This is a genomic window from Candidatus Frankia nodulisporulans (assembly GCF_902806475.1).
Taxonomy (GTDB): domain Bacteria; phylum Actinomycetota; class Actinomycetes; order Frankiales; family Frankiaceae; genus Frankia; species Frankia umida.
In genome coordinates, this window is record NZ_CADCWS010000140.1 from 1 (window position 1) to 11,019 (window position 11,019).

The following is an 11,019-nucleotide window of genomic DNA, read 5'->3' on the forward strand; positions in this document are numbered from 1 at the left end:
CGGTACGGGTGGTCATGGCAGCGCAGCAGCACATGCGTTCACCGTAGCCGACCGAGCCGCCCTGACCGTTCAATCCTGCGCGGTTCCTCTCGCCTGCCGGTGGGGGGCCATGAGTCCCATCGGGGCGGCGGACGGGCGGTGGCGACCTACCATGGGGCGTCACCGAACGGGATCCCCACCGGGAGGGACGCCACCAGGCGCGTCCGGGATTGCGGACGCCGGCCGACTGTCGCGACGAAGGGTGAACGACGACGTGACCAGCTTCGAGGATGCCGCCCAGCTTGGCCGGGCGGAAAGCGGCCTGGCCGTGATCTCGACGCAGCGACCGGACGGCGGTGTGCAGGCGTCCGTCGTCAACGTGGCCTTCATGGCGCATCCGCTGGACGAGTCCGTGCCGCGGGTGGTGGCGTTCGTGACCTACGGGGCGGTGAAACTCGCGCATCTGCAGGCCCGACCGGCGGCGAGCGCGACGGTGCGTTCGGGCTGGCGGTGGGCGACGGTGGAGGGCACCGCCCAGCTCGTCGGCCCGGACGACGCCTTTCCGGGAGTGGACGCCGAACGACTGCGACTGCTGCTGCGGGAGATCTTCCTGGCGGCCGGTGGCACCCACGACGACTGGCCCACCTACGACCGGACGATGCTCGAGCAGCGCCGCACCGCGGTGTTCCTCACCCCCACCCGTATCTACGGCCCCTGACACCCAGGCCCCCACCCGGCCGCCGGCCAGGCCCTCTCCCGACCGGCCCCGCACCGACGCCGACCCGTCGCCCAGCGTCCACCGCCGGACAAGTACGTTTTCTCCGGTTGGAAGATTCCGCCCTGCCGGCGAACTTCCTCAGGATCACCAGGCTGGGGGTAGCGCAACCATGGCGAACGACGACGTTTCCACCGCGGACGGTGCGGCGGAGGCCATCGCTGACGGCGGGCCAGGTGGCCCGCCGTCAGCGATGGCCTGGACCAGACACGCCTGGCAGTCCGCCCCGCGCCAGCCGGTGAACCTGCGCACCGACCAGCCGCACTCGGCGCGGATGTACGACTACCTGCTCGGCGGCAAGGACAACTTCCCCGCCGACCGCGACGCCGCCGAGCAGGCCCTCGCCGGTTTCCCGCATCTGCGGACCGCGACCCGGCAGAACCGGGCGTTCATGACCCGGGCGGCGCGTTATCTGGCCGCCGACGTGGGCATCCGCCAGTTCCTCGACATCGGCACGGGCATTCCGACCTCCCCGAACCTGCACGAGACCGTCCAGGACGTCGCCCCCGACGCGCGGGTGGTGTACGCCGACAACGATCCGATCGTGCTCGCCCACGCCCGCGCCCTGCTCACCGGCACCCCGTCCGGGCGCACCGCCTACCTGGACGCGGACCTGCGCGACGTCGAGGCGATCCTCGCCGCCCCCGCCCTGCGCGACACCCTGGACCTGGACCAGCCCGTCGCCCTGTCCCTGATCGCGATCCTGCATTTCGTCCCGGACGAGGACGGCCCGTACAGCCTGGTCGCCCGGCTGCTGGCGGCGTTGCCGTCCGGGAGTCATCTGGCGATCTCGCACGGCACCGCCGACTTCGACGCGGCCGTCGGCGGCGGCGCCGCCCCCGCCTACCGGGCCCGGGGGGTGTCCGCGGCGCCGCGTGGCCGGGAGGCGTTCGTGCGCTTCTTCGACGGCCTGGAGCTGCTCGAACCCGGCGTGACGCTCGCGCACCGCTGGCGTCCCGACGGCCCGATCCCCGCGGACCTCACCGACGCCCAGGTCAGCTGCTACGCCGCCATCGCCCGCAAACCCTGACCCGCCCGCGGCGGCGGACCGGCGGCGGCGGCGCAAAAAACCGCTGTCCACGCCGGACGTGCTACAGCTGGACAGGTGCGGTCACCGCGACCGCGCCTGTGAGACGACCGTGGGAGACCCGCGATGACGACGGCCACCGGCACCACCCCCGATATCACCCCCGACGAGGACGAGCTGCTCTCCGAACGGCGCGGCCCGATCCTGATCCTGCGGCTCAACCGGCCGGAGTCACGCAACGCACTGACCGGGGAAGTCGCCTCCGACCTGGGCGCGGCGCTGATCGACGCCGAGAACGACCCGGACATCCGCGCCGTCGTGCTCACCGCCACCGGGGACCGGGCGTTCTGCGTCGGCATGGACCTCAAGGTGTTCTCCAGCGGGGTCAAGCGGGAGCGCACCGATCGACAGAAGGCCGGGATAGTGGCCTTCCGCCGGATGATCCGCGGGGAGATCACCGTGCCGCTGATCGGCGCGGCCAACGGCACGGCGGTCGGCGGTGGCTTCGAACTGCTGCTGTCGTGTGACCTGGTCGTGCTGTCCACGAAAGGCAAGTACGGCCTGCCGGAGGTCAAGCGCGGGCTGATCGCCTCCGGCGGTGGAGTGGCCTACCTCGGGACCCGGCTGCCGCTGGCCCTCGCCCTGGAGCTCGCGCTCACCGGCGACTACATCGACGGTGAGCGCGCGCAGGCGCTGGGGCTGGCCAACCGGGCCGTGCCGACCGAGGAGGTTCTGGACACGGCCCTCGCCCTCGCCACCTCGATCGCGGCCAACGGTCCGCTGGCTGTCGCGGCCACCAAGCAGGCCGTGCGGCTGGCCGCCGGCGAGACGACCGCGATCTTCGACCGGCTCTCCGAGCTGGAGAAGTTCGTGTTCGCCACCGATGACGCCAAGGAAGGCACCCGGTCGTTCATCGAGAAGCGCACCCCGCAGTGGCGGGGCCGCTGACCCGAACGCCGACGCACCGCAGCGGTGGGTGAGCTCGAACGGTGAGCCCGGATGGGGGTGGAGGCGGGCATCGGTGATGTCGACGTCGATGGGTGGCGGGTTTTGTGGGCAGGCTACAACGCCTGGCCGTGGCTCTCGGCGCTGCCAGCCCTGGGCCACCCACTCACCCACCTGACAGGGTGGACGGACACGTCGGTGGCATGTCGGTGGCATGGCCGCAAGACGACGCGCGTGCGACTCGGCGGTCGTCGGCGGACACGTCCGTCGATGGGAGCATCGGCGGACAACACGCGGCGGCGGCACCTCGGCGGACAACGCCGACGAGCCCATCGACGAGGGACACCGGGACGGTCACGGTCAGACCCCCGGTCACAGGTGAGAGGGACGAGCGGATGGCGGACGAACGAATCATGGTCACCGGGCTTGGCGCGATGACCCCGCTCGGCGGAGACCTGCCCACCAGCTGGAAGGGGCTGCTCGCCGGCGCCTCCGGCATCAGCCTCATCGAAGACGACTGGGCCCGTGACCTGCCGGTACGCCTAGCCGGCCGGCTCCCCGTCGACCCGGGTGCGTCCCTGCCGCGCGCCGAGGCCCGCAAACTCGACCGTGGCGAGCAGATGGCGCTGGTCGCCGCCCGCGAGGCCTGGGCGCAGGCCGGCAAACCCGAGGTCGACCCGTACCGGCTCGCCGTGGTCATCGGCACCGGCTACGGCGGGGTGCAGTCCACCCTGAGCCAGCACCGCATCGTCGAGGCCGGCAACGCCCGCCGGATGTCCCCGCACGCGATCATCATGCTGATGGCCAACGGCCCGGCGGCCTGGGTCGCCATCGACCTGGGGGCCCGCGGCGGCGCCCGCACCCCGGTCAGCGCCTGCGCGTCCGGCGCGGAGGCGATCGCGATCGGCATGGAGATGATCCAACACGGTCAGGCCGACGTCGTCGTCGCCGGCGGCGTCGAGGCACCCGTGGACAACCTGCCGCTGGCCGCGTTCGCCCAGATGCGCGCCCTGTCCACCCGCCACGACGACCCGGCCGCCGCCTCCCGTCCCTTCGACGCCGACCGGGACGGTTTCGTCCTCGGCGAAGGTGTCGCGATCGTGGTCCTCGAACGCGAGTCGTTCGCCGCCGCCCGCGGCGCCCAGGCCCTCGCCGTGGCCGCCGGCTGCGCGGTCAACTGCGACGCCATCGACATCGTCGCCGCCGACCCGGCCAACCAGGCCCGGGCGATCACCACCGCGCTGGCCCGCGGCGGCGTCGCCCCCACCGACGTCGACCTCGTCCACGCCCACGCCACCTCCACCCCCGCCGGTGATCCCCGCGAGGCGGAGGCGATCGAGACGGCGATCGGCGCGCATCCCGCGGTCACCGCCACCAAGGCGATGACCGGTCACACCCTCGGCGCCGCCGGGGCGATCGGCGCGGCCGCGACGATCTGCGCGCTACGCGACGGCCTGATCCCCCCGATCCGCAACCTGGAGCGGCTCGACCCCGCCGTCAAACTCGACGTCGTCACCGGCACCGCCCGCCCCGGTGTGCTGCGCGCCGCCGTCGCCAACGCCTTCGGTTTCGGCGGTCACAACGCCGCCCTGGTCTTTACCGCCGCCTGAGACCCGACCCGGGTCGATCACGCTCCGGTTCCGATCCGACACCGTTCAAGGTGTGCTCCGGGGCGGACCGTCATAGGTTCGCGGTGGGCGTGCGCAAGCATCGCGAACTCCCACGCCTGACCGACGAGCAGGGGAGCGTCCTCATGGTGCAGACCCAGACGAGTGCGGACCGAGCGGTTGTCGACTGGACGGACCTGGGCAAGGACCTGTGGTCCTTCCTGACCGGCAAGGGTGCGGTGATCAACTACCAGTTCGTGGACATGCTCGTCGAGGTCCCGCGCGACACCGGGCCCGACGCCGCCCGCGCGACCTGGCGACTGCACGGCACGCTGCGCATCGTCACCTCGGACAACGACTCCGTCGGCGGTGCCGCCAACGGCGCCGTGCGCTAGTGACAGCCCGCTTCGCATGACAGCCCGCTTCGAAGGCGACATCGCCTTCAGCGTCGAAGAAGGCTCCGGGTCGGTCGGCGGGCGCCTGGAGGCGTCCGCCGACCGCATCCGGATCACCACCGGTCAACCGGGCCGGCTGTGGTCGGCCACGGGAGATCTGCTCACCGCCCTCGCCGCCGTCCCGGCCGGCACCCGGCCGGGAACCCTTCCCCAGGGGCGCGCCGGCCTGCGAGAACTCGCCGACACCCTCGCCGCCGAGGGCGTGACGGTCGAGATCCACGGCCCGACCGGCCCCCTGGTCACCCTCGGAGCCGACGTGAACTCCCGCACCGGGGGTCTGGCCACGGGCAGCCGCCGGGTGGAACCACACCTGCGCGCCGCCCGCCCCGGTCCGCACCACCCGACCGGACGGGCCGCCGCACTGGGTTTCGCCGCGTTCGCCGCCGGGTTCGCGGCCCGCAGCCAGATCCGTCGCCGACACCCCTGACCGCTCTCGGCCGTCGGTCGGGCACGGGCCGTGGGCGGGTCAGGGCAGCAGGTCGCTGGCGTGCCGGCGGTACAGGTCGGCGACGAGATCGGGGTCGGGGGCACCACCGGGAGGCATGATCGCGCCGATGTCGGTCATGAACGCGAGCCCGGCGCTCCCCGGTGTCCACAGGCCCAGGACCCGCACCGGGGATTCGCTCGGGTTGGCGAAGGTGTGCCGCACCCCGCGCGGCGCCAGGCAGAAGGTGCCCGCGGACGCCTCCACCGGATCCTCATGACCGTAGGTGAGCAGCAGCGTGCCCTCCAGGACGTACAGCGCCTCGTCGAAACCATGGTGGGCGTGCGGTATCGGGCCGGCGAAACGCGCCGGGACGATCATCTCCGCGGCGGCCAGCGAGTCCACCCCGGGCGTCGGTTCGGCCAGAACGGCCATCGACTGCCCGGCGTAGGGGAAGGTGCGGGCGTCCACCGGACGGATCACCGTGCCATGTGTCATACCTGATTGTCCGCGCGGGGACGCGACGTGGCCGACGTGGCCGGGGCGTCGCAGGGCTGGGGGACCGCGATCGCGCAGGGGTTACCGGGCGGGGGGATGCACGGTTCGCATTCGGCTTCGACGGTGACGTGGGTGATGCCGTACCGGGCGGCGAGCATCGTGCGGATCTCCCCGGAGACCTCACGGGCCTGCGCCAGACTCGGATGCCCACCGTCATCGCCGTCCCCACCGTCGAGATGACCGAGGGCCACATGCACGGACGCGGCGAGCACCCGGTCGGACAGGCCCCACACATGCAGGTCGTGGACGTCCAGGACGTGCTCGTGGCCGAGGATGTCGGCGCGCACGGCGGCGACATCCAGGTTCTCGGGGGCCGCCTCGAGCAGCACCCGCGACGCGCTGACCAGCAGCCGCGCCCCCTGGGCGGCGATCAGCAGGGAGATCGCCAGCGACACGGCCGGGTCCAGCCAGTACCAGCCGTCCACCAGCCAGATCACCAGCCCGGACGCGGCCACCGCCACCGACACCGCCGCGTCCCCGCTCAGGTGCAGCACCGCGGCGCGGGTGTTCAGATCGGCGTCACGTTCGCGCACCGCCAACGCGCATCCCCCGTTGATGGCGGCCGCGACCAGCGCGACCAGCACCACCAGCGGCCCGTTCACCGTCTGCGCCGACCCGAGCCGGCGCAGCGCCTCCACCGCCAGCAGCGCGGTGACCACCAGGATCGCCGCGGCGTTCGCCTGCGCGGCGAGCACCGGCCAGCGCAGTCCGCCGAACGTCCGGTGCGCGGACGGCGGACGCTGCGACAGGATCAGCGCCACCAGCGCCAACGCGACCCCGGCGGTGTCGGTCAGGTTGTGCCCGGCATCCGCGAGCAGCCCGATCGACCCGGCCGCCACCCCCGCGATCGCCTGCACCACCACGATCGCCAGGTTCAGCCCCGTCGCCACCCACAGCCGCCGCCGCTGGGCCGCGGTGGCCCGCCCCACCGCGGCCCCGTGCTGATGCCCATGCCCGCCATGCCCATGACTGTGGCCATGTGTGGTCATGACATCGCCGCGTCCTGCGGCCGCACGGCGGACGGGCCCGGCGCACGGCCGGCGGCCGGCTCCAGACCGGTGTCGAGGTCGGCGTCCGCGTCGAGGTCGGCGACGAAGCTGTGCAGATGGTCGAGATCGACGGCGAGCACCACGTCAAGCAGGTCACCGAGGGCGTGGTGCAGCTTGGTGTCGGCGAGTTCGTAGCGCTGGCGGCGCCCCTCCGGCGTGGCGACGACCAGACCGCAGCCGCGCAGGCAGGCCAGATGGTTGGACAGGTTCGTCCGACTCACCCCGAGCACCTGCGCGAGCTCGGACGGATACGCCCCACCGGAACGCAGCACCAGCAGCAGCCGAGCCCGCGTCGGTTCGGACAACGCATGCCCGAACCGGGCCAGAACCTCCGCGGAGGACGCCACAGTCATCACCCCTCAAAAGTACAGCCGACGCTGACATCAGCCAAGCCTGAACCATCCATCGGTGTGACCACCCACCCCGCCGGACTGTCCGACCGTCCGCCGAGCGCCGGACGACACGGCCTCGCGGCACCGTCCGAAAGCTTCGCCATTACGGACAGTCATGCAATGGTGGCGCCCTCAGTGGAGGAGGTCGGCATCATGGGACAGCACGAAGCACCGGACGGACGAACACCGCAGCACCCGGCAGCGGAGGACCCGGCAGCGGAGGACGGGCGAAGGCCCGGGCGACGCGGACCGGGCCACCAGGAACCGAGACGGCGAGGGCCGCTCGCCCGCGCGGGCCTGGGGCGCCGGGAGCTGCTGATGGCGGCGGGACTCGCCGGCGGCGGCCTGCTGCTACGCCCCACCGCGGCCCTGGCCGCCATCCCGACCCGCCACCTCACCCCGACGATCCTCGATCCGCGGACGCAGCCGACCGCGTACGCGCTCTCCGCGGCCACCGGCGTCAACGCCGCCGGCGAGGTCACCGGCTGGTACGGCGCCCAGGGTCTCAACGCGTTCACCTGGACGTCCAGCCGCGGACTACGACTGCTGCGCGAGTTCGGGGCCCGCGCCACCGGCATCAACGCCCAGGGCCAGATCATCGGCCGGCTCGAGATACGCGACCGCCCATCGGTCGGCTTCGTCTACCGCGACGACCGCATCACCCTGCTGCCGACCGGCTTCATCCCGATCATGCAGAACGACCGCGGGCAGGTGGTCGGCAACGCCGACGGACCCGACGTGGCCCGCGAGGGACTGCTGCTGTGGGAGAACGGCATCATCACCGACCTCGCCCGGCTCCTGCCGTCCTACCGCAACGGCGTACCGATCGCGATCAACAACGCCGGGCAGATCCTCGCCTCGTTCAGCATGCTCAACGGGCTGGACATCCTCACCGGCGGCGGCCTCTACGACAACGGACTCTGGCGTGATCTGGGCGTGCTCGTCCGCGGGCGGGGGATCTCCACCTACCCGCGGGCCCTCGGCGAGGACGGGGTGGTCGTCGGCGGGGCGGACACCGGCGCCCGCAACGGCGACGGGCTGCTCCAACCCACCCCGTTCCGCTGGGAGGACGGCCAGCTCACCGACCTCGGCGACCCCGGCCCCCAGCAGCGCGGCGCCACCGCCTCCGCGCTCAACCGCCACGGCCAGATCCTCATCGACACCGAGGACTTCCGCACCGGCGCCACCTACCTGTGGGACGCCGGCACCGCCGTCCAGATCAGCCCGGACGGCGGACCGCTGGCGTTCCGCGGCTACGCCCTGACCGACAGCGGCATCGCCCTGTACGGCCGGATCTACACCGACAACGCCGGGTTCGCCTGGCGCGGCGGCGTCTCGGCCTGGCTCGACGGGATCAACGGGTTCACCACGTCCCAGTACCGCCCGCTGTGGCGCGTCAACGAGTCGGGCCTGGTCGCCGCCTCCGCCACCTGGCCACCGAACACCCCCCGACGCGCCGCCGTCTACCAGGTCCCCGCCACCCTGTGACCCCGCTGGGCCACCCTGTGACCCCGCTGGGCCACCCTGTGACCCCGCTGGCCGCGGTGAACGGCCAGCGGGGAACGACCAGACATCACTGGCCGCGGTGAACGGCCAGGGACGAACGGGTCAGCGACGGACGGGTCAGGCGTCGAACAGGGCGCTGACGGACTCGCCGTTGTGGATACGACGGATCGCCTCGGCCAACGGCGGCGCCACCGTCAGCACCGTCAGCTCCGGCACCCGCTCCCCGAACGGCACCGGGACCGTGTTCGTGCACACGATCTCGGCGACCTCCGGCTGGTCGGCGATCCGCTTGAGCGCCCCCGACGAGAACAGCCCGTGCGTGCACGCCACCCGCACCGACCGCACGTCCAGTTCCCGCAGCCGTTCCAACAGCTCCAGCACGGTGCTGCCCTTGGCGATCTCGTCGTCGAGCACGATGACGTCCTTGCCGGCGACCTCACCGATGACCGCGGAGATACTCACCCGGTCATCGGCGAAACGCTGCTTGGCACCGGCGGCGACCCCCACCCCGAGCATCCGCGCGAACGCCGCGGCCTCCTTGGCGTTACCCAGGTCCGGCGACACGACCACCGTGTTCGACAGATCATGCTGGCGAAAGTGCTTGGCCAGCTCCCGCAGGGCATGCAGATGGTCGACGGGAATGCTGAAGAACCCGTGCACCTGCGGGGAGTGCAGTGTCATCGCCAGTACCCGGCTCGCCCCCGCGGCCACCAGCAGGTCGGCCACCAGCCGTCCCCCGATGGAGATCCGCGGCGCGTCCTTCTTGTCGGAACGCGCGTAGGCGTAGTGAGGAAGCACGACGGTCGTCCGCGCCGCCGACGCACCCCGGGCCGCGTCCAACATGAGCAGCAGCTCGACGAGGTTCTCCTGCACCGGAGTCACAAGCGGCTGAATCAGGAACACGTCGCGCTCCCGGCAGTTCGCCGGCAGCTGCACCTCCAGACAGTCATTGGCGAAACGCTGCACCAGAACCCGGTGCAACGGCACCCCGAGATGGGTGCAGATCTCCTCGGCGAGGCTGGGGTGGGCACTGCCGCTGAAAACGGCGATGTCGCGCACGGACCGCTCCCTGTCCTGTTCTCCGGCGTCCCGCGACGCTGCGGGCCGGCGAGACGTCCCACCCCGACACAGCACATGGCGCTGCACGGCCTGGCCGGACGTCCTGGATCGCCCCGGATGCTACCTAGCCGACCCCCGTTCACGCCCCGTTTCCCGACAAGGCTCACCCTCGGAGACACACAGCGCACAGCCCGCGCGCCCGCCACACGTCAACCGGCGCGCAGGGCATCACGCAGGGCGATCCTGGTACCGGAACGTCGCACCGCGTTGCCGTACACCCGACCGGCCAGCCACACCAACACGACGATCATCGCCACCGTGAGCACCACCGCCACCACCACCTGCCACGCCGCCACCGCGCCCACCCCGACCAGCATCGGCATCAGGATCGGCGCGAACAGCGGAATCATCGCCAACACCAGCACCAGCGTGCTCTCCGGCGACGCCGGCAACACCGTCAACCCCACCATGTACGGGATGATCAACGCCACGATGATCGGCATCGTCACCCCGGTGGCGTCCTCCTGCCGGCTGACCAGCGCCCCCGCCCCCGCGAACAGCAGCGCGTACATCGCGAACCCCAGCAGGTACCACAGCAACGCCGTCGCCACCGCCCCCACCGCCAGCCCCGCCGGCATGTCCAGCTGCCCGGTGGCCAACCCCAACCCCAACCCGACCACGCCGATCAACGTCAGCTGCGCCAACGCCACCACGCCGATCCCCAGCACCTTGCCCGCCATCAGCTGCCATGGCCGCACCACCGCGAGCAGCAGCTCCACCACCCGGGGCGACTTCTCCTCGATCACCCCCTGCGACACCTGCGGCCCGAAAGTGATCAGCGAGACGTAGATCAGCCCACCCGCGAGCATCCCCAGCAACAACCGCGACCCCGACCGGTCCTCATCCGAACGCAGCGCCGTCACCGTCAACACCGACCCGAGCGCGTCGCCCAACTCGTCCTTCACCGCCACCCGATAACTCCCGGACGCGGTGACCTGCGCGAACGCATCCACATCCCCATCCAGGACGGCCCGACTCCCCGCCGCCGCGTCCGCCACCGTGCGCACCTGGACCTGCTCGCCCAGCGAACGCCCCGCCGCCACGATCGAGGCGGCCTGCCGCCCGTCGGCCGCCGTCAGCGCCACCGTCCGCGTCGGGGGCGACCCGTCCACCGCGTTGAGGATCAGCACCGTCGCGGCGATCGCCACCACGAACAACCCCGTGATCACCTGAAACGTCCGGT

The 11,019-nt window shown here is 72.2% G+C and carries 12 protein-coding genes; 7 read left to right on the plus strand and 5 right to left on the minus strand.

Annotated elements, in window-relative coordinates; translation table 11 throughout:
- Nucleotides 1-253 precede the first annotated feature (253 nt).
- From G6R24_RS13370 to G6R24_RS13395, 6 genes are all read left to right on the plus strand, one after another.
- Complete coding sequence (locus tag G6R24_RS13370; RefSeq protein ID WP_163549579.1) at nucleotides 254-697, plus strand: TIGR03618 family F420-dependent PPOX class oxidoreductase; 444 nt, start codon at nucleotides 254-256, stop codon at nucleotides 695-697.
- Between the two features lie 250 nt (nucleotides 698-947).
- Nucleotides 948-1,784, plus strand: a complete 837-nt coding sequence (locus tag G6R24_RS13375; RefSeq protein ID WP_163549589.1) for an SAM-dependent methyltransferase — start codon at nucleotides 948-950, stop codon at nucleotides 1,782-1,784.
- 123 nt (nucleotides 1,785-1,907) lie between these two features.
- Complete coding sequence (locus G6R24_RS13380; protein ID WP_163549580.1) at nucleotides 1,908-2,729, plus strand: enoyl-CoA hydratase-related protein; 822 nt, start codon at nucleotides 1,908-1,910, stop codon at nucleotides 2,727-2,729.
- A gap of 392 nt (nucleotides 2,730-3,121) precedes the next feature.
- Nucleotides 3,122-4,336 (plus strand): beta-ketoacyl-[acyl-carrier-protein] synthase family protein, encoded by a 1,215-nt coding sequence (locus G6R24_RS13385; RefSeq protein ID WP_163549581.1) that lies wholly within the window; start codon nucleotides 3,122-3,124, stop codon nucleotides 4,334-4,336.
- Nucleotides 4,337-4,419: 83 nt separating this feature from the next.
- On the plus strand, nucleotides 4,420-4,728 hold the full coding sequence (locus tag G6R24_RS13390; protein WP_225438483.1) for a hypothetical protein: 309 nt from the start codon (nucleotides 4,420-4,422) through the stop codon (nucleotides 4,726-4,728).
- A gap of 16 nt (nucleotides 4,729-4,744) precedes the next feature.
- Nucleotides 4,745-5,215: a hypothetical protein gene (locus tag G6R24_RS13395; RefSeq protein ID WP_163549582.1), complete on the plus strand. Its 471-nt coding sequence runs from the start codon at nucleotides 4,745-4,747 to the stop codon at nucleotides 5,213-5,215.
- Nucleotides 5,216-5,254: 39 nt separating this feature from the next.
- On the opposite strand, the gene G6R24_RS13400 is transcribed toward G6R24_RS13395, so the two are convergent.
- From G6R24_RS13400 to G6R24_RS13410, 3 genes are read right to left on the minus strand one after another with little or no spacing between them, the layout of a single operon-like run.
- Nucleotides 5,255-5,710, minus strand: a complete 456-nt coding sequence (locus G6R24_RS13400) for a cupin domain-containing protein (protein WP_163549583.1) — start codon at nucleotides 5,708-5,710, stop codon at nucleotides 5,255-5,257.
- Nucleotides 5,707-6,759 (minus strand): cation diffusion facilitator family transporter, encoded by a 1,053-nt coding sequence (locus G6R24_RS13405; RefSeq protein WP_163549584.1) that lies wholly within the window; start codon nucleotides 6,757-6,759, stop codon nucleotides 5,707-5,709. The genes G6R24_RS13400 and G6R24_RS13405 overlap by 4 nt, the downstream gene beginning before the upstream one ends.
- Nucleotides 6,756-7,172, minus strand: a complete 417-nt coding sequence (locus G6R24_RS13410; RefSeq protein ID WP_163549585.1) for an ArsR/SmtB family transcription factor — start codon at nucleotides 7,170-7,172, stop codon at nucleotides 6,756-6,758. Before G6R24_RS13410 ends, G6R24_RS13405 begins: the two co-directional genes overlap by 4 nt.
- A 357-nt stretch (nucleotides 7,173-7,529) precedes the next feature.
- On the opposite strand from G6R24_RS13410, the gene G6R24_RS13415 reads away from it, so the two are divergent.
- Nucleotides 7,530-8,699 carry a hypothetical protein gene (locus G6R24_RS13415; protein WP_163549586.1) on the plus strand — a complete coding sequence of 390 codons (1,170 nt, stop codon included), beginning with the start codon at nucleotides 7,530-7,532 and terminating at the stop codon, nucleotides 8,697-8,699.
- A 135-nt stretch (nucleotides 8,700-8,834) separates the two neighbouring features.
- Here the strand turns inward: G6R24_RS13415 and G6R24_RS13420 are convergent, their stop codons facing one another.
- Together G6R24_RS13420 and G6R24_RS13425 are read right to left on the minus strand one after the other, a co-directional pair.
- Entirely contained in the window at nucleotides 8,835-9,776 is a 942-nt protein-coding gene (locus tag G6R24_RS13420; RefSeq protein ID WP_163549587.1) for a ribose-phosphate diphosphokinase, read from the minus strand.
- A gap of 209 nt (nucleotides 9,777-9,985) precedes the next feature.
- Nucleotides 9,986-11,019 (minus strand): ABC transporter permease (locus G6R24_RS13425; protein ID WP_163549588.1); only part of this gene is annotated, 1,034 nt, incomplete at its 5' end.